This window comes from Actinomycetospora sp., from assembly GCF_036497245.1.
Classification (GTDB): Bacteria; Actinomycetota; Actinomycetes; order Mycobacteriales; family Pseudonocardiaceae; genus Actinomycetospora.
The window spans coordinates 1-17,605 of sequence record NZ_DASXJS010000052.1 but is presented as its reverse complement, the minus strand read 5'-3'; the positions used below and the strand labels follow the sequence as shown (position 1 = coordinate 17,605).

Annotated in this window: 20 protein-coding genes and 1 pseudogene; 8 read left to right on the top strand and 13 right to left on the bottom strand. The window is 73.7% G+C overall.

All coding sequences use genetic code 11. The features are described from left to right. Window position 1 precedes the first annotated feature (1 nt). The 6 genes from catC to VGI02_RS05895 form a co-directional block, all read right to left on the bottom strand. Window positions 2-283, bottom strand: a complete 282-nt coding sequence (gene catC / locus VGI02_RS05920) for a muconolactone Delta-isomerase (protein ID WP_331626350.1) — start codon at window positions 281-283, stop codon at window positions 2-4. A gap of 76 nt (window positions 284-359) precedes the next feature. Beyond that, complete coding sequence (locus tag VGI02_RS05915) at window positions 360-1,457, bottom strand: mandelate racemase/muconate lactonizing enzyme family protein (RefSeq protein WP_331626349.1); 1,098 nt, start codon at window positions 1,455-1,457, stop codon at window positions 360-362. A gap of 13 nt (window positions 1,458-1,470) precedes the next feature. Then, complete coding sequence (locus VGI02_RS05910; protein ID WP_331626348.1) at window positions 1,471-2,370, bottom strand: LysR family transcriptional regulator; 900 nt, start codon at window positions 2,368-2,370, stop codon at window positions 1,471-1,473. A gap of 1 nt (window position 2,371) precedes the next feature. Continuing rightward, window positions 2,372-3,256 carry a dioxygenase family protein gene (locus tag VGI02_RS05905; RefSeq protein WP_331626347.1) on the bottom strand — a complete coding sequence of 295 codons (885 nt, stop codon included), beginning with the start codon at window positions 3,254-3,256 and terminating at the stop codon, window positions 2,372-2,374. Next, entirely contained in the window at window positions 3,253-4,449 is a 1,197-nt protein-coding gene (locus VGI02_RS05900; RefSeq protein WP_331626346.1) for an FAD-dependent monooxygenase, read from the bottom strand. The genes VGI02_RS05905 and VGI02_RS05900 overlap by 4 nt, the downstream gene beginning before the upstream one ends. Then, the gene (locus VGI02_RS05895) at window positions 4,446-5,174 is read right to left on the bottom strand and encodes an alpha/beta fold hydrolase (RefSeq protein ID WP_331626345.1); all 729 of its coding nucleotides are present in this window, start codon (window positions 5,172-5,174) and stop codon (window positions 4,446-4,448) included. Before VGI02_RS05895 ends, VGI02_RS05900 begins: the two co-directional genes overlap by 4 nt. A 170-nt stretch (window positions 5,175-5,344) precedes the next feature. Between VGI02_RS05895 and VGI02_RS05890 the strand changes: the two genes are divergently transcribed. Next, complete coding sequence (locus VGI02_RS05890) at window positions 5,345-6,517, top strand: cobalamin-independent methionine synthase II family protein (RefSeq protein WP_331626344.1); 1,173 nt, start codon at window positions 5,345-5,347, stop codon at window positions 6,515-6,517. Here VGI02_RS05890 and VGI02_RS05885 read toward each other — a convergent pair whose 3' ends face one another. After that, complete coding sequence (locus VGI02_RS05885) at window positions 6,518-7,102, bottom strand: TetR/AcrR family transcriptional regulator (RefSeq protein WP_331626343.1); 585 nt, start codon at window positions 7,100-7,102, stop codon at window positions 6,518-6,520. Between the two features lie 121 nt (window positions 7,103-7,223). On the opposite strand from VGI02_RS05885, the gene VGI02_RS05880 reads away from it, so the two are divergent. Then, window positions 7,224-7,700, top strand: coding sequence for a flavin reductase family protein (locus VGI02_RS05880; protein ID WP_331626342.1), 477 nt, complete (start codon window positions 7,224-7,226; stop codon window positions 7,698-7,700). Between the two features lie 17 nt (window positions 7,701-7,717). Here VGI02_RS05880 and VGI02_RS05875 read toward each other — a convergent pair whose 3' ends face one another. Together VGI02_RS05875 and VGI02_RS05870 are read right to left on the bottom strand one after the other, a co-directional pair. After that, complete coding sequence (locus tag VGI02_RS05875) at window positions 7,718-7,966, bottom strand: DUF3253 domain-containing protein (RefSeq protein ID WP_331626341.1); 249 nt, start codon at window positions 7,964-7,966, stop codon at window positions 7,718-7,720. 343 nt (window positions 7,967-8,309) lie between these two features. Then, window positions 8,310-9,188: pseudogene (locus VGI02_RS05870) on the bottom strand (amino acid permease); the annotation flags it as partial. A gap of 106 nt (window positions 9,189-9,294) precedes the next feature. On the opposite strand from VGI02_RS05870, the gene VGI02_RS05865 reads away from it, so the two are divergent. Further along, entirely contained in the window at window positions 9,295-9,774 is a 480-nt protein-coding gene (locus VGI02_RS05865) for an Lrp/AsnC family transcriptional regulator (protein ID WP_331626340.1), read from the top strand. Window positions 9,775-9,887: 113 nt separating this feature from the next. Here the strand turns inward: VGI02_RS05865 and VGI02_RS05860 are convergent, their stop codons facing one another. Beyond that, entirely contained in the window at window positions 9,888-10,448 is a 561-nt protein-coding gene (locus VGI02_RS05860) for a GNAT family N-acetyltransferase (RefSeq protein ID WP_331626339.1), read from the bottom strand. Between the two features lie 108 nt (window positions 10,449-10,556). On the opposite strand from VGI02_RS05860, the gene VGI02_RS05855 reads away from it, so the two are divergent. The 4 genes from VGI02_RS05855 to VGI02_RS05840 all read left to right on the top strand — a co-directional run bounded on the left by VGI02_RS05855 (window position 10,557) and on the right by VGI02_RS05840 (window position 13,270). Next, the gene (locus VGI02_RS05855) at window positions 10,557-10,694 is read left to right on the top strand and encodes a hypothetical protein (protein WP_331626338.1); all 138 of its coding nucleotides are present in this window, start codon (window positions 10,557-10,559) and stop codon (window positions 10,692-10,694) included. A gap of 10 nt (window positions 10,695-10,704) precedes the next feature. Beyond that, the gene (locus VGI02_RS05850) at window positions 10,705-11,820 is read left to right on the top strand and encodes an alpha/beta hydrolase (protein ID WP_331626337.1); all 1,116 of its coding nucleotides are present in this window, start codon (window positions 10,705-10,707) and stop codon (window positions 11,818-11,820) included. Window positions 11,821-11,878: 58 nt separating this feature from the next. After that, on the top strand, window positions 11,879-12,316 hold the full coding sequence (locus tag VGI02_RS05845) for an SRPBCC family protein (protein WP_331626336.1): 438 nt from the start codon (window positions 11,879-11,881) through the stop codon (window positions 12,314-12,316). A gap of 111 nt (window positions 12,317-12,427) precedes the next feature. Then, window positions 12,428-13,270 (top strand): hypothetical protein, encoded by an 843-nt coding sequence (locus tag VGI02_RS05840; protein ID WP_331626335.1) that lies wholly within the window; start codon window positions 12,428-12,430, stop codon window positions 13,268-13,270. Between the two features lie 9 nt (window positions 13,271-13,279). On the opposite strand, the gene VGI02_RS05835 is transcribed toward VGI02_RS05840, so the two are convergent. From VGI02_RS05835 to VGI02_RS05825, 3 genes are all read right to left on the bottom strand, one after another. Beyond that, on the bottom strand, window positions 13,280-14,917 hold the full coding sequence (locus tag VGI02_RS05835) for an FAD-binding dehydrogenase (protein WP_331626334.1): 1,638 nt from the start codon (window positions 14,915-14,917) through the stop codon (window positions 13,280-13,282). A 23-nt stretch (window positions 14,918-14,940) separates the two neighbouring features. Further along, window positions 14,941-15,351: a transglycosylase family protein gene (locus VGI02_RS05830; RefSeq protein ID WP_331626333.1), complete on the bottom strand. Its 411-nt coding sequence runs from the start codon at window positions 15,349-15,351 to the stop codon at window positions 14,941-14,943. A 233-nt stretch (window positions 15,352-15,584) separates the two neighbouring features. Further along, window positions 15,585-16,565, bottom strand: a complete 981-nt coding sequence (locus tag VGI02_RS05825; protein WP_331626332.1) for an SAM-dependent methyltransferase — start codon at window positions 16,563-16,565, stop codon at window positions 15,585-15,587. Between the two features lie 333 nt (window positions 16,566-16,898). Here VGI02_RS05825 and VGI02_RS05820 point away from each other — a divergent pair. After that, a partial coding sequence (locus VGI02_RS05820; protein ID WP_331626331.1) for a glycosyltransferase occupies window positions 16,899-17,605 on the top strand: 707 nt, incomplete at its 3' end.

Sequence of the window (17,605 nt, the reverse complement as noted above, 5' to 3'; positions counted from 1 at the left end):
CTCACGGGTCGAGCTTCGACGGGTGCCGGGTCAGCGCGGTCACCTCGACGTCCATGTAGGGGAAGAGCGGCAGGCTGGACAGCAGCTCGTGCAGCTCGTCACCGGACGCGACGTCGAACCGGCTCACGTTCGCGTACCGGCCCACGACCCGCCAGAGCTCCGGCCACTTCCCGGCGCGCTGGATCTCGTGGGCGCGCGCCTTCTCCCGGGCGCGGAGGTCGTCGGCGACGTCCTGCGGCATGTCGTGGGGCAGGCGGACGTCCATGCGGACGAGGAACTGCACTGGGTCCTCCGTGATCGACGACGGTTCTCAGACGTTCAGTGTCAGGAAAGGGACTTTTCTGACGCTTCCAGCAGGCTCAGTCGACGCGGTAGCGCGCCAGCTTGTCGGGATCGATCGTCACGCCGAGGCCGGGTTCCTGCCGGGCGGCCACGCGGCCGTCGGCGATCACCGGCGGCTCGGCGAGCACGTCGTCGGTCATGAGCAGGTAGTTGGTGACCTCGACGGGGTGGCGGGCGAGCGCGCGCAGCCCGCACCCGAGGGCCACCGACGCCACCGTGCTGAGCATCCCGTCGATCTGGTTCCCGATCACCGTGGTCACCCCGAGCCCCTCGCAGAGCCCGACGATCTTCGCGGAGTCGGTGAACCCGGTGCGCGCGACCTTGACGCTGATCGCCTCCGCGTCCCCGTCGAGCAGGGAGCGGGCGACGCCGCCCAGGGTGATCGTCGACTCGTCGCCGACGACGGGGATCGGGCTGGCCGCGACGATGCGCCGGCGGCCGAGCACGTCCGCGGCCGGGTTGGGCTCCTCGAGCATGGACACGCCGTGGTCGGCGAGGCGCCGCGAGGCGACGATCGCGGTGTCGGCGTCCCAGCCGCGGTTCGCGTCGGCGTAGAGCTCGACGTGCTCGCCCAGCTCCGCGCGCAGCGCCGCCACCGCGGCCATGTCGACGCCCAGCTCGCGGCCGACCTTGATCTTGAAGGCGTCCACGCCGTGGTCGTCGCGCATCTCGACCGCGTCGGCGATCATCTCCGCCTGCGTCCCGAGCCCGATCATGTGGGCGGCGCGGACGTCGTCGGCGGCGTGCCCGAGCAGTACGTGCACCGGCTGTCCGCAGGCCTGCCCGACGAGGTCCCAGAGCGCGACGTCGATCGCGCCCTTGGCGGCGTTGTTGGCGACGGTGCGCTCGAGGTCGGCGCGGATGCGCTCGCGGGCGAACGGGTCGGCGCCGACGAGCACCGGGGCGAACAGGTCACGGACGGCGGCGACGATCGAGGCCGCCGTCTCGCCGTAGGTGTAGGGCCGGGGCGGGGCCTCGCCGTGCCCGACGAGCCCGTCGTCGGTCGTGATCCGCACGAGGACGTGGTCAGCGGCGGTCACCCGCCCGCTGGCGAAGCCGAACGGGCGTCGGTACGGGATCGCGAGCGGGATCGCCTCGACTGTGTGGATCTTCATCCGGGTCCGATCTTCATGGGGTCCTCTCGGTGCGGCCCAGGACGGCGAGGGCCTTCTCGAGGACGGGGGAAGGATCCTCGCGTCGCCAGGCCAGGGCGACGTCCGCGGTGACGTCGCAGTCGGCCAGCTCGCGGTAGCGCACGCCGTCGACGGTCACGGCGAGCACGGACTCCGGCAGCAGCGCCACCCCGAGGCCCGCGGCGACCAGGGCGAGCACGATCGAGGTCTGGTCGGCCTCGTGGGTGCGCCGCGGCACGAAGCCCGCCCCGCGGCAGGCCCGGTCCGCGGCGGCGCCGACCACGGAGCCCGGCGCGGAGTACACGACGAACTCCTCGTCGGCGAGGTCGCCGAGCGCCACCGTGTCCGCCGAGCCCCCGCCCGGCCCGTCCCACGCTGGAGGGACCGCGAGCACCAGGCGCTCCCGGGCGAGCACCCGGGTGGCGATGGCGTCGTCGTCGCCCACGGGCGGGCGCAGGACGGCGAGGTCGATGCGGTGGTCGGTCAGCGCGGCTTCCAGCGCCGGGGTGAGCATCTCGGTCCGGAAGCGCAACGCCAGGCCCGGCAGCTCGTCGCCGAGCCGCCGGACGAGCTCCGGGACGTGACGGTAGGTCGCCAGCGCCGTCGACCCGATCCGCAGCCGGCCGAGATCGCCGGCGGCCACCCGCGAGACCTGCTCGCGGGCGGCCCCCACCGACTCGAGGATGCGGACGGCCTCCGGCAGCAGCGCCTCCCCCGCGGGGGTGAGGTCGACTCGGCGCGTGGTCCGCTCGAACAGCGGCGTGCCGAGGTGCGACTCCAGCTGCCGGATCGCCTGGGAGAGCGGCGACCCGGCGATGTGCAGCTGTTCGGCCGCCCGCCCGAAGTGCCGCGTCCTCGCGACCGTCACGAAGTAGCGCAGCTGCCGGAGTTCCACGTCAGGCCTGCTCCGACTCCAGCACGAAGTCGCGGTCCGAGCGCACCTCGGCACCGTTGCCGGTGGGCTGCGGGTCGAGGGTCAGCTCGGGCTTGTCGGCCGACGCGACGTCGTTGCCCAGGTAGGGGTCCCCGGTGAAGAACAGCTGCGTCGTGAGCGTCCGGTGCCCGGGTGCGGTCACCAGCAGGTGGATGTGGGCGGGGCGCCAGGGGCTCCACCCGGCGGCCAGGGTCATCTGCCCGGTCGGGCCGTCGAGCGGGATCGTGTATGGGGCGGGCTTGCGGGTGTGGATCTCGTAGCGGCCCTGGTCGTCGGCGGTGACCACGCCGCGCAGGTTCCCGGCCGGGGGCTTGGCGGCGAAGCCGGAGTACCAGCCCTCCTCGTCGGTATGCCAGATGTCGACCTTCGCGCCGGCCAGCGGTGTGCCGTCGGTGGCGGTGACCTGGCCGGCCAGGATCATCGGCGTGCCGGGCTCGTCGTCGCGCATCGGCAGGGTGGCCGGCGAGTCGAGCTGGACCTGGCCGTCGAGCCAGAACGGTCCGAGGATGGTGCCGACCGAGCCGTCCTGGGTCTGCGCGGCGACCTTCTCGACCTCGAACTCGAGGTAGACGTCGAGGAACAGCGGCCATTCGCCGGTGTCGGAGACCCCGATGAGCCAGCGCTTGAAGGCGTCGAACTCCTCGTAGCTGACCTTGTTCTCGCGGATCGCGGAGCGGATGCCCTCGAGGGCGGCGCCGATCACGGTCGCGGCCCGCTGCTGGTCGACGCCGCTGCCCCCCGAGCGGAAGGTCGCCGCGCCGGAGCGGGCGATCTCGGTGGCGTGCGAGCCGGCGGTGGCGGCATCCGAAGGGGATGTGGCGGAGGCGGACTGGTCGGTGGTGGTCATGCGACGTCCTCTGCGGTGGTGGCGGCGGCGTATTCGTGGACCCAGGCGTTGGCGTCGAGATAGCTCTTGAAGCGCGCGTCGCGCTCGGCGAGCCCCGCGACGTCGTCGTCGGGAAGGTGCAGGAGCGTCCCGGTGTCCCAGGCGCTGCGGGCCACGGCGCGGGTGCGCGCGCGGCGTCCTCGGGGATAGGTGGCCAGGGCCGTGTCCGGATCGGTGGCGGCCAGCAGGTCGGCCAGCACGACGGCGTCCTCGATCGACTGGTTCGCGCCCTGTCCGTGGTGGGGCAGCATCGCGTGGCAGGCGTCGCCGATGAGCACGACGCGGCCGCGGGTCCAGCGGCTCAGTGGCGGCTGCGAGAGCAGCGGCCACCGGGGGCTCTGCGGCACCGCCGCGAGCATCTCCCGGACGGCCGGGTGCCAGCCCTCGAAGCCGGCCAACAGTTCGCCGTCGGGCACCTCGACGTTCCCGCCCGACCACCGCTCGGGTCCGCAGAGCACGGCGAAGAAGTTGACGGTGTCGTCGCCGCGGGCCTCGCCGCCCATGGGGTAGTGCAGCAGGTGCGCGTGCGGCCCGGCCCAGAACTGGATCGCGAGCGGGTCGGGGAGCGAGGGCAGGTCGGAACGCTTGACGAGCCCACGGAACGCGCTCGAGCCGGAGTAGACCGGGCCGTTGCCCGGGCCGCAGACCGCGTCGCGGACCACCGAGTGCACGCCGTCGGCCCCGACGACGACGTCGGCGGTCACCGTGGACCCGTCGTGGAAGGTGATCGTCGCGCCGTCGCCCTGGTCGCTCACCGCGGTGACGACCCGGCCGAGGTGCAGGTGGGCCGGGTCAGCAGCGGCGGCGAGCGTCTGCTGCAGGTCGACGCGGTGGATGCCCCAGTAGGGCGCACCGAAGCGGGCGCGGTAGTCCGCACCGCCGGTGTGCGCGGCGATCCGCTCGGCGGTGCGCCCGTCGCGGTAGATCAGCTCGGTCGGCTGGGTCGAGACGGCGTCCAGGGCCTCGCCGACCCCGAGCCGGTACAGCTCGCGGGTGCCGTTGGCCGACAGCGCGACGGCCGCACCCACCTCCCGGAGCTCGTCGGCGCGCTCGTACAGGTCGACCGTGACCCCGGCCCGTTGCAGGGCGATCCCGAGGGTGAGCCCGCCGATGCCCGCCCCGACGACGGCGACGCGCGTCCGGCCGCCATTCACGGCGAGACCGCCCGCAGTATCGCGTCGGCCAGCTCGGCGGGTCGGGTGAAGTTGGCCTCGTGGCTGCCCGGGGTGTCGAGGACGACCGCGTCGTGCAGCCGGCCGGGGAAGCGGTCCCAGCCCCACTCGCCGGGCGGCAACGCGACGTCCTCGGTGGCGCGGATGTAGACGCTGGGCACCTGCAGGTCGAAGAACGGCTTCTGGTTCGGCGCCTCGGAGAAGGTCCCCATCGGCTGCGGGGCGAGCAGGCCGAACACCGCGCGCTGAGCGTCCTCGCTCGCGTCCTGCATGAACGCGCCGGCCCAGACCTCGAAGGGGAGCGACACGGTGTTCGCGTCACCGCTCGCCGCGGCCTGGGCGGTGAACAGCTCGGCGTAGTGCGGCGGGACGGCATCCATGAGCGACTCGCCGTCGTGGGGGACGAAGGCGCTCCAGAACACGGTGCGCTTCAGGCGGGGGGCCACCCGGGGCGCCGCGCCGGAGACCACGTAGCCGCCCCAGCTGTGGCCGAGCAGCGTCACGTCGGTGAGGTCCTCGCGCTCGACGAGGTCGACGACGGCGTCGCAGGAGTCGGTGAGGGTGATCCCGCGCGGGTCGTCGCCGAGGTCCATGCCCGGCAGCGTCGGGGTGAGCACCCGGTGCCCCGCCGCGCGCAGGCGCGTCGCGACCGGCCGCCAGCTCCAGCCGCCGTGCCAGGCTCCGGTGATCAGGACGATTGTCTCCACGACCAACTCCGCTCCTCGTCGAACAGCGTCACGAGCGTGACACAGCTCATCCGTGAGGAGAAAGCACGGAATCCAGCACGATTGAGATGCAGGACGTCATGAACGGTCGTGGCCCGGGCGCTACCGTTCACCTGAACTCATCAGTACAGGAGTTCCATCCGGGAGGACCCGTGAGCTCGGTCGGTCACGACGCCCACCGCATCCGCACCACGCACGTCGGGAGTCTGCCCCGCCCGACGCCCCTGCTCGACCTGCTCGCCGCACGCCAGAAGGGCGAGGCGGTGGCCGACGAGGTGCTCGAGACCGCCACCCGGGACGCCGTCGCCGGGATCGTGACCGCGCAGCGCGAGCACGGGATCGACGTCGTCACCGACGGCGAGATGGGCAAGCTCGGGTTCTTCAGCTACGTCACCGAACGTCTCGGCGGCCTGGAGCGTCGGCCCGGCGCCGAGACCGTCTACAGCTTCGCCGCCGAGCAGGAGGCGTTCCCGGAGTACTACGAGCAGTACTTCGCGGCGGCGATGATGGGCGGGACGGTCGGCACCGTCGAACCCGTCGTGTGCACCGGCCCGCTGGTCTACCAGGGCGAGTCCGCCCTGCGCCGCGATCTGGCGAACCTGGCCGCCGCCGTGGGCGACGACCGGGCGGACGCGTTCGTCCCCTCGATCGCCCCGAGCGGCGTCGGCGTCAACGAGTACTACGCCTCCGAGGAGGAGTACTACGTCGCGGTCGCCGACGCGATGAACGTCGAGTACCGGGCGATCGTCGACGCCGGGTTCCTCCTCCAGGTCGACGACCCGTTCCTCACCGAGATCTACAGCTTCCACGGCTACGACGAGCGCACCCGCGAGCGCCGCGGCCGGATGTACGTCGAGGCGATCAACCACGCCCTGCGCGGCATCCCGTCGGAGAAGGTCCGCTTCCACACCTGCTACTCGATCAACGAGGGCCCGCGGGTCTTCGACGTCCCGCTCGCCGACGTGATCGATCTCGTGCTCGCCGTGGACGCCCGCTATTACTCGTTCGAGGCCGCCAACGCCCGCCACGAGCACGAGTACCACCTGTGGGAGTCCGTGGCGCTGCCCCAGGACAAGGTGCTGATCCCCGGGGTGATCACGCACGCGTCGAACATCGTCGAGCACCCGGAGCTGATCGCGGAGCGCCTGGAGCGGTTCGCGCGGCTCGTCGGCCCGGAGCGCGTGATGGCCGGGGCCGACTGCGGGTTCTCCTCGCAGGCGACCTACCGCCCCGAGGTCCACCCGACGGTGATGCGGGCGAAGTTCGACGCGATGGCGGAAGGCGCGCGGCTCGCGTCGCAGCGTCTCGGGGTCCGCGTCTCCTGATCAGCCCAGCCCGCGCAGCGCGAGGTCGACGACGGCGCCGGGCCAGTCCGGTCCCGTCGTGACCCGCCCGGCGAGGTGGTCGGCGTAGAGGGTCCCGACGACGAGGCTGGTCGCCGCCTCGACGTCGAGCCCGGCCCGTAGTTCGCCGCGCTCGACCCCGGCGCGCAGCACCTCGGCGAACAGCGCCCGGCGGGGCAGCAGCGTGGCCTCGCGCACGATCGAGAGCAGCTCGCCGGAGCCCGGCTCGTCGGCCAGGCAGGTACCGAGAATGCTCATCGCGCCGACCTCGGTGTACTGCTCGCGCATCGCGGTGAGCAGCGCGATCAGGTCGGCCCGGACCTCGCCGACCGGCTCCGGGACCCGGCCCAGGCGCAGGTGCGCGAGCGCGGCCCCGATGAGCTCGCCCTTGCTCGGCCACCGCGAGTACACGGTCACCTTGGACACGCCCGCGGCCGCCGCGACCCGGTCCATCGACATGCGCGCGACGCCCTCGGTCGCGAGGAGGCGGACGGTCGCGTCGAGGACGGCCTCGTCCTTGCCGCGGTCCTTGGTGCGGCCGCGACCGGAACGAGGGGCCGGATCCACGCGCGGGAGGATACGGGCGCGGGTGCTCCCCGCCGTTGCGGCGCACGCCACGGTGACGTGGCCGCCGTCGTCGGGAACGCCTAGCGTGCGGGCGGCCGCGGCACGATCGAGGAGGAGACGCATGACGGGCACGGATCCCACGACGATGCGCTCGGTGCTCGGGCACTTCCCGTCGGGCGTGACGATCGTGACCGGCATCGACGAGGGCGCCCCGGCCGGGTTCACCTGTCAGTCGTTCTCGTCGCTCTCGCTCGACCCGCCGCTGGTGCTGATCCTGCCCGGGCGGAACTCGTCGTCCTGGCCGAAGATCGAGGCGACCGGGCAGTTCTGCGTCAACGTGCTCGCCGAGGACCAGGGCGAGCTGTCCACGACGTTCGCGAAGTCCGGGACCGACAAGTTCGCGGGCGTCGAGTGGTCGCCCTCACCGCTGGGCTCCCCGATCCTGGCCGGGGCGACCGCCTGGATCGACTGCACCCTGCACGCCTGCCACGACGGGGGTGACCACCTGATCGTCGTCGGCGCGGTGCACGACCTCGCGGCCGAGGCGGAGGTCCTCCCGTTGGTTTTCCACCGCGGGGCGTACGCGCGCACCCAGTAGGTGGCCTCCGGCCATGCTCACGAGCGGCGGAGCCGCACCGGCCCCGTCGCCGTCGCCGGATCGACCACCCGGCCCTGCTGGGTCATCTCCACCTCACCCGCGTCCACGAGCCGCCGGGCGGCGTGCCGCGCAGGCTCCATGAGATCGCGCCAGTCCTGCGGGTCGACCCGCCGCGCCGCCTCCGACGGGCAGATCGTCTTGCCGGCGCCGCGCTGATCGAGCAGGTCGGTGATCGCGGCTTCCAGGTCCCCGTCGACGTTGCTCATCGGCCGGGGTTACCCGCGCCGCCCGGAACCACCGCATCGCGAGGACCCCGCCGACGACGAGCACCGGGACCACCAGGACGGGTCCGCTCTGGGCGAGCACGACGCCGGCCGCGACACACGAGACCGCAGCCGCGACGCGGGCCCTCCCGGAGAGCAGGCGGACACCGGCGGCGGTGGCCACGACGTAGACCGCCAGGAACATCGTCGTCGGGAAGGCCACGAGATCGGCGGTGTCGAGCCACCCCGCCCCGGTCAGGGCGAGCATGACGGTCCCGAGGCCGGCCACGCCGAGGGGAAGTCCGTACCGACGACGGCGGGCGCCGGTCCCTGCCGCGAGGGAGTCGACCATCTCCGCGGCGCCGGTGAGGTAGGCGTTGGTCGCGGCCAGAGTGAGCGCGACGGCGGCGATCCCCGCGGTGACCGCACCGATCGGGCCGATCCCGACCCGCAGCAGATCCGCGATCGGTGTCGCACTCCCGGCCCACGGGCCGAGCACGGCGATCGTCGCACCGGCCGTGGCCAGGTAGATCGCCGAGGTGATCAGGAAGGCCGCCCCGATCACCCGCGGCAGCTGCCGCCCGGGCTCCCGCAGCCGCGCGGTCATCGGGGCGATCGCCTCCCAGCCGACGAAGGAGAGCATCAGCACCGAGCTCGCCGTCCCGATCGCCGAGGTGCCGTGCGGGGCGAACGGCACCCAGTGCCCGGCCCGGGCGTGCGGGGCCGACGCCGCGACCGCGACGACGAGCAGGGTCACCAGAACCCCGACGAGGCCGATCTGGACGGCTGCCGAGGCCCGCGCGCCCGCCACCGTCAGGGCCACGACCACCAGGAGCAGCCCCGCCGCGATCTCGACCGTGGTCCCGGGGCCGCCGCCGGTCAGCGGGGTCAGGTAGGCCGCGCCGATCAGGCACACCACCGGTGCCCCGAGCACGACCCCGCCGAGGAAGCAGGCCGCCACGGCCCGCTCCGCCGCGGGGCCGAACGCCGCCCCGGCGAAGCCCGCCGCGCCGGCTCGCCCCGGGTGGCGGCGGCCCAGCGCGCTGAACACGGTCGCGAGCAGGCCGGAAAGGATCAGCAGGCCGAGCCACGCGACGATCGACGCCGGGCCCGCGATCCCGGCTGCGAGACCCGGCAGCAGGAGCACGCTCGGGCCGAGCAGGGCGCCGACGTAGAGGGTCACCGCGCCGGGGGTCGAGAGGGTGGGTGTGGAGCCTTCCGCCATGCCGTGAAGGCTGCCGCGAGCGGCTCCGCACGCGCTGCCGATGATGCCGCGCTTTCGGGGTATCGGTGCAACGAACCGTCACCGGAGTGTCGGTAGGCTGCACATCGTGCCGGACGAGCTCTATGACAAGACCGATCGCGCCATCCTGGTCATCCTGCAGCGGGAGGGCCGGTTGTCGAACGTCGAACTGGCCGAGCGGGTGTCGCTGTCGCCGTCGTCGTGCCTGCGCCGCACCAAGGCGCTCGAGGCGGCGGGCTTCATCGCCGGGTACCGCGCCGAGCTCGACCGCAGGCGGCTCGGGCTCGGGCTGACGGTGTTCATCTCGCTCCGCGTCGAGCAGCACTCACGGGCGACCTCCCGCGCCATCGAGGACGCGCTGACGGCCATCCCGGCGGTGGTCGCCTGTCACGTCGTCAGCGGTGAGGCCGACTTCCTCGTCGAGGCGGTCGTGGCCGATCTCGCCGACTACGAGTCGATGCTGCTCGACCACGTGCTCGCCATCGACTCCGTCACCGACGCCCGGTCGACGTTCGCGATCCGGACGGTGCTCTCGCGCGGGTCCCTCCCGGTCGACACCGTCCACTGACCCCGCTGGGTTCGTGGAGCACGCGGACGGCCAGGTGTGGGTCGGTGGTCGGCGTGAGCGGGGCCGTGGCGCTGTAGGGCCGGTCGAGGATGTGGAGTTACTGACGTCCGGCGTCAGCGGTGCCGCATCGCTGACTCCGGCGCCGACTCGCGGTCCAGGCGGTACACCACCAGCTCGCGGACCGAGCCGTCGCGCAGCGCGCGGGCCGGGTCGACGTGGTCCTCGACGAACCCGGCCCGGCGCGCGACCGCCCGGCTCAGGGCGTTCGCGGGCTCGATCGTCAGCTCCAGGGTCTCGGCGACCCCCTCGCCGAACGCCCAGGCGACGACCACGCCGAGCGCGTCGGTGACGAACCCGCGGCCCCGCGCCCACGGGGCACCCCAGTAGCCGATCTCCCCGAGCCCGTCGCGGACGTGCAGCAGCGCCATGCTCGCGGCCACCGTCCCGGGCTCGTCGATCCCCTCGACGCAGAACGATGCCCCGCCCTCGGCCGCGACGTCGTGGACGTGGTGGGCGAGGAACCAGTCCGCGTCCTCGCGGCGGTAGGGCGAGGGCACCGTCGTGAACCGCTGGGTGTCCGGGTCCTGGCAGGCCCGGAAGATCGCCTCGGCGTCGTCGGCGCGCCAGGGCCGCAGCCGGGTGCGGGTGCCGAGCAGCACGGGTGGGTCGGGCATGGCCGCAGCATGACCCGGGCCGCGCGGGGGCGCCTCCCGATATCGGCTCGCGTCGTCGGGCATGATCGGCGGGCATGACGATCGCCGAGCTCGCCGAAACTGCAGCTCATGGCGCATACGGACAACGTCGCCGCGGTGTCGTTCGACCAGCGACTCGGCGACGAGCGCTCCGAGGTCACCGTCCTCGGCCGCCGTCCCGGGGGATCCGGGTCGACCGGTCGGGCCGCACCGAGATCGCCCTCCTAGGGTGGTACGAGTGAAGTTCCCGATCCTGCGCCGTGCGTTCCGGGCGCTCGTCGGGCTCCCGCGGCCCGTCAAGCGCGCGATCGCCGGCCGCCGTGTCGAGCGCGACGGTCAGGTCCTCGATCTCGACGTCCAGATGATCCTGCGGCTGTTGACCCTGACCGCGGGTCCCGGTGAGGCTCCCCCGCTGGTCGACCAGCGGCGGCTCACCGACGAGGCGGCCTCCGGGCTCGCCGAGGTCACCCGGGGGGTCGCCAGCCGCGCCGTGTCGATCCCGGTCCCGGTCGGCTCGACCCGCGAAGTGCCCGGTGTCCTCGACGCCCGCCTCTACGAGCCCGACGACCTCGCCGGGTCCACCTCCGGGCTGCTGGTGTTCTTCCACGGCGGCGGCTTCGCGCTCGGCAGCGTCGTCTCCGGCGACCCGCTGTGCCGGGCGCTCGCGCAGCAGGCCGGCGCGCGGGTGCTCTCGGTGGAGTACCGCCTCGCTCCCGAGCACCCGTTCCCGGCCGGGCTCTCCGACGCCGTCGCCGCATTGCGCCACGTCGTCGCGCACCGCGCCGAGTTCCGGGCGGGCGCGATCGCGGTCGGCGGTGACTCGGCGGGCGCGAACCTCGCGCTCACCTCCGCCCACCAGCTCGCCCGCCGCGGCGAGGCGACCGCGGAGTTCGTGCTCGCGCTCTACCCGGTCACCGACGCCGGGCGGCAGGGTGGCTCACGGGTGCTGTTCGCCGACGGGTTCGGCCTGCGCACCCAGGACGTCGAGTGGTTCGAGGGGCTGTACCTGCCCGAGGGCCTCGACCCGATCCGTCCGACGGCGCTGCTCGACGCCGACGACCTCGGTGTCATGCCCCCGGCCTACGTCGCGACGGCCGGGTTCGACCCGCTGCGTGACGAGGGCGAGGAGCTGGTCGCGGCGCTGCGCCGGGCCGGGGTCCCTGCCGTTGCCCACCGGTTCCCGGGGCTCGTCCACGGCTACGCAGGGTTCGCCGGCCTCGTCCCCGCGGCGCGCGACGCGGTGCTCGACGCGGCGTCCGCGCTGCGCGCCGGGATCGCGCTGACCGGGAAGCCGGTCGAGGAGTCCGAGGACAGCCGGATGGCCTACGACGGAGCGATGCCCGAGGGAGCGTGACCGGTTCGTCACGGGTGACCGGGCCCCGGGTGGGTACATGAGCACCATGGCCGGACCCGTGAAGGAAACGATCGCCATCGCCGCGCCGGTGCCGATCGTGATCGGCATCGTCGCCGACCTGGAGAACCCCGATCGCTGGGCCAACGAGGCGAAGGGCGCCGATGTCCGGGCGCACGACGCGGAGGGCCGCGTCTCGAGCATCAAGGTCACCCTCGGCGCGGTCGGGTTCACGACGTCCGCGACGTACGACGTGGCCTACACCGACTCCTCGGTGACGCTGACCTGCTCCGGCGACGGCGGGCGGCTGATCTCGTCGAGCGTCATCGCCTACGAGGCCGCCGAGTCGGGCGAGGGCACCGAGCTGACCATGACCTCGACGATGGAGGTCACCGTCCCGGTGCCGGACTGGGGCCTGGAGCGGGCGATGAAGCGCTCGGCCCACAAGAACCTGGCGTCGGTGAAGGCGGACGCCGAGAGGTGCGCGTCGCGCTCGTGAGCACTTTCGGGGGCTATAGAGCCTGTCGGACATTGTCGAGTGGACCCTGGGGGCTGCGGCAGTAGCCATGGGGGTCCACTCGGACTCGGGCCCGGCCAGGTCCCCGGCCGAGTGGACCCTGGGGGCTGCGGCGGAAGCCATGGGGGTCCACTCGCCGGCCGCGCCACGCCGTTCGGACCGTCCCGGCCCGCCCCGTCGTCCCCGCCGCCGACCGGGACGCCGCGGACCGGCGGGCTCTTCGGGGGCACCCAGCCGTGGACCGCCGACGTCCTCGCGGCACTGACCCGGGCCGGGGGATGGGGCAACGGCAACGTCCTGCAGGCCGACTTCGCGATGCCGGTCCTCACCGCCGACGCGGGGACCCCCCGGATGCCCGTGACCCCGGCCGAGAACTACTGCTCCGGCGGGCCCGACTGCGACGCGGTCCCGGCCGAGATGCCCGTCCCGGAGGGCGCCACCATCGAGGGGTCGACGGATCTGACCTGCGACGTGGCCTCGCAGGACTGCCACCTGCTGGTCGCCGACACCGCGGCGCGGCGACTCTACGAGCTCTACCAGGGCACCCGGGCCGGCGACGGGCTCGCCGCGGGAGCGTTCGTCGTCTGGGACCTCGACACGGCCTACACCGACCAGCTCCGGGGACCGCAGTGCACCAGCGCCGACGCGGCGGGCTTCCCGATCGCCGCGCTGACCCCGACCGCCGACGAGGTGGCGTCGGGCCGGATCGACCACGCGCTGCGGTTCATCCTGCCGAACGACCGGATGAAGGCCGGGGTCTACGTCCCGCCGGCCACGCACGCCGGCGGGCCGCAGAGCGCCGACCGGACCACCCGCGCGAAGTGGGCCGACCTGGGCATCGAGGCGCAGTCGTTCGCGGCCCTGACCGTCGACGACTTCGAGGTGGTCGACCACGGCCCGGAGGTGCCGTCGACCTACGAGTGCGCCCGCAACTGACTCCCCCGGTCACGACAGCCCGCGGGCCACCTGCCGTCCGCTGAACAGGCAGCCGCCGAGGAAGGTCCCCTCGAGCGACCGGTAGCCGTGGACCCCGCCGCCGCCGAAGCCGGCCGCCTCTCCCGCGGCGTACAGGCCCGGTACCGGCTCGCCGTCACCACCGAGGACGCGCCCGGACAGGTCGGTGTGCAGGCCGCCGAGCGTCTTGCGCGTCAGGACGTGCAGCTTCACCCCGACCAGCGGGCCCGCGGCGGGATCGAGCAGCCGGTGGGGCGCCGCCACCCGGGTCAGCTTGTCGCCGAGGTAGTTCCGGGCCGACCGGATCGCGGCGAGCTGGAGGTCCTTGCCGTAGGGGTTGGCGAGCTCGCGGTCGCGGGCGGTGACCTCGCGCTCGACGTCGGAGAAGCGCAGCAGCGGCTCCGGGGTCAGCGCGTTCATCTTCTCGACCAGCTCGCGCAGGGTCGTCGCCGCCACGAAGTCCTCGCCGCGGCGCTGGAACTCCGCGACCGGACCCGTCGGGCCGGGGCGGCCGCGCTGCAGGGTGAGGCTGATGTCGCGTCCGGTGAGGTCGGGGTTCTGCTCGGAGCCGGAGAGCGCGAACTCCTTCTCCAGGATGCGCTGGGTGGTGACGAACCACGTGTGGTCGTGCCCGGTCGTGCGGATGTGGGCGAGGGTGCCGAGGGTGTCGAAGCCCGGGTAGAGGGGGCCGGGGAGCCGTCGGCCGACGGCGTCGAACCACAGCGACGACGGCCCGGGCAGGATCCGGATCCCGTGGCTCGGCCAGACGGGGGAGTGGTTGACGATCCCCTCGGTGTAGTGCCACATGCGGTCGCGGTGCACCACGGCGCCGCCCGCGGACTCCGCGATCCCGATCATGCGGCCGTCGACGTGGGCCGGGACCCCGGTGATCATGTGTTCGGGCGGGGTGCCGAGGCGGGGGGGCCAGTGCTTCCGGACGGCTTCGTGGTCCCCGCCGATCCCGCCGGAGGTGACGACGACCGCGTCGGCCTCGACGGCGAAGGGCTCGACCTCGAGCCGGGAGCTGGACTGGCCGCGGCTGACGTCGCTCGGTTCGAGGACGGCGCCGGACACCCCGGTGACCGCACCCGCCGTCGTCGTGACCCGGTCCACCCGGTGGCGGAACCGCAGCTCGACCCGGCCCTGCGCGACCGCGGTCCGCACTCGCCGGGCGAACGGCTCGACGATGCCGGGGCCGGTGCCCCAGACGATGTGGAAGCGCGGGACGGAGTTCCCGTGGCCGGTGGGGGTCCCCGAGCCGCGTTCGGCCCAGCCGACGACGGGGAAGAACCGGATGCCCTGCTCCCGCAGCCAGGCGCGCTTCCCGTCCGCCGCCCACTCCACGTAGGCGCGGGCCCAGCGACGCCCCCACTCGTCCCCGGCGTCGTCGAACTGGGCGGAGCCCTGCCAGTCCGACCACGCGAGGTCGAGCGAGTCGTGGATGCGCAGCCGGCGCTGCTCGGGGGTGTCGACGAGGAACAGCCCGCCGAACGACCACCAGGCCTGCCCGCCGAAGGACGCCTCGGGTTCCTGGTCGAGCAGGATCACCCGGCGTCCGGCGTCGGCGAGCTCGGCCGTGGCGACGAGTCCGGCGAGCCCGGCACCGACGACGACGACGTCTGCAGTCACCGGGTCATTCTGCGGGGCGGGACTCAGTCGTCGTAGCCGAGCTTCTTGGTGCAGGTCGGCCAGGCCTTCCAGCCCTGCTCGTTCTGGACCTTCTTGGCCACCGCGATCTGCTGCTCACGCGAGGCCTGGTCGGGGGTCGACGCGTACTGCGTGCCGCCGAAGCGCTTCCAGGTCGACGGGGTGAACTGCAGGCCGCCCTTGAAGCCGTTGCCGGTGTCCGCGTCCCAGTTGTTGGTCGACTCGCACTTGGCGAGGCGGTCCCAGGTGGCGTTGCTCTGCGGCGAGGCGTCGGAGCTCGGCGCGGCCATCGCGGTGCCCGCGAGGGCGACCGGCGCGGTGACCGTCGCGGCGACGACCCCGACCTTGAGGCTCGCGAGGGCGAGGCTGCCGGTGGTCTCGGCGAGCGTGGTGGGCTTGCGGTGGCGGCCAGACATCAATCGGCTCCAGTCGAGTCGGGGTACTCGGGCCGGAAGCGTGGGGAGCGGACCGGCGAGAAGAGACCGTAATCGAACCGAGACCTTCCGTCACCTCAAGTGACGACCATGGCGCGGAATGTCGCGGTGAGTGGAGCAGCGGGCGCGTTTAGCGGCGAACGGAGCAGCGCACGGGATTCGAGAGCTACGCCGAACGGAGCGATGACGGCACCGAGACCCGAGCCGAGCGGGGATTAGCGACGGAACCCGACCGCGGCCCAGTGGCCCCGGGCCTCGGCGACACCGGCGGGCCGGCCCGGCTCGGGGCGCCACTCGTCGGCCCACGCGATCCCAGGGTCCACGAGATCCACGCCCGCGACCAGGGTCGTCACCTCCGCGTGCGACCGGGCCCGGGGCGCGGCCCGTGGATAGGCCACGACCTCGGCCTCGATCGTGGGGCCGGTCCGGGGGTCGTCGCCGGTGAAGTGGGACAGCGCCAGCGCGCTGCCGGGGGCCAACCGGGCCAGGTAGTCGCCGACGAGCCCCGCGGCGTCGTCGCGCACGTGCTGGAGCACGGAGAACGCGAGCAGCCCGACGGGTCGGCGCAGGTCGAGCAGGCCGGCGACGCCCGGTGAGGACAGCACGGTCTCGACGTCCTCGACGTCCACCGCGGTGTAGGTCGCGGTCGGCAGCGCGGCGAGCAGGTGCTGGCCGTGCAGCGCGGCGATGGAGTCGACGTCGGTGTACGCGACGCGTGCCCCCGAGCGGCTGCGGGCGATCACCTCGTGGACGTTGCCCATCGTGGGGACGCCGGAGCCGAGGTCGAGGAACTGCTCGATCCCGGCGGCGAGCAGGAACCGCACCGCGCGCCGCAGGAAGGCGCGGTTCTCGCGCGCGAGCTCGACGACGCCCGGCTGGGAACGCTTGAGCCGGTCGCCCAGTTCGCGGTCGACGGCGCCGTGGGCGGCCCCGCCGAGCAGGTAGTCGTACACGCGGGCCGAGCTCGGGCGCTCGAACTCCTCGGCCGCGGCGGCCGGGGGCGACTCCGCGGGCGGGGACGGAGCGGTCGGCGCGGTGGGAACCTGCCTCGAGGGGCCGATGCCGGCGGGGGCCGCGGCCTGGGTGGGCACCGCCGCGAACGCTCTCGCTGCAGGCGCCGTCGCGGTCTCCGCGCACGCACGCCCGGCCACACCGGCCGGGGCGGCCGACGGGTGCCACCGCGGCAGCTCGCTCACGCGCGGCACCTCCGGGCCCTGACGGTCGCGCGCCGCCCGTACCGGTCGATGCGGCGCTCGGAGATCAGTAGGGCGTCCGAGACGGGACCGTGTCAAACGAAGATCCCCGGACGGACCAGTCCAATGCGACCGATTCGACTGCACACGGTCACCGAACCCTGGCAACGGCCGGACGGGGATCGGTGTGCGCCGGACGTTGATGCCGATCACGACACGGACGGTGATGAATAACGAATTGATAACAGGGTCAGGGCGCTTGCTGTTGGGAGAGGGTTCCGCCGGAGGTCACGTCGTCGTCGGCAACAGGGACCTCACACCGGCAACGGTCACCTGGTGCGCGTCGCGGTCGTGACCGAGTCCTTCCTGCCGCAGGTCAACGGGGTCACCAACTCCGTCCTGCAGGTGATCGCCCACCTCCGCAGGCAGGGCCACGAAGCCCTCGTCCTCGCCCCCGGAGCGGGACCGGGCGAGGTCGACGGCGTTCCCGTGATCCGGGTGCCCGCCCTCGACCTCTCCGTGGTCGACTCCCTGCCGGTCGGTGTCCCCACCCCCGCGGTGCGCGCGACCCTCGAGGAGTACCGCCCCGACGTCGTGCACCTCGCGTCCCCGTTCGTCCTGGGCGCCCGCGCGATCACGGCGGCGCGCCGGATCGACGTGCCCACCGTCGCCGTCTACCAGACCGACGTCGCCGGGTTCGCCGCGTCGTACGGCGTCGGCCTCACCGCCCGCGCGGCCTGGCGCTGGACGCGCCGGCTCCACGCCCGCGCCGACCGCACCCTCGCCCCGTCGGCCTGGGCGGTCGAGGCCCTCGAGTCGCACGGGGTACCGCGGGTGCACCGCTGGGGCCGCGGGGTGGACACCTCCCGGTTCCGGCCCCTCGCCGAGCACGACGACGGCGGGTCGGCGGCCGCCGCGCTGCGCCGTGAGCTCGCCCCGCGGGGCGAGATGCTCGTCGGCTACGTCGGGCGGCTCGCCGCGGAGAAGCAGGTCGAGCGGCTCGCCGCGCTGGCCGACCTGCCCGGGGTAAGGCTCGTGGTCGT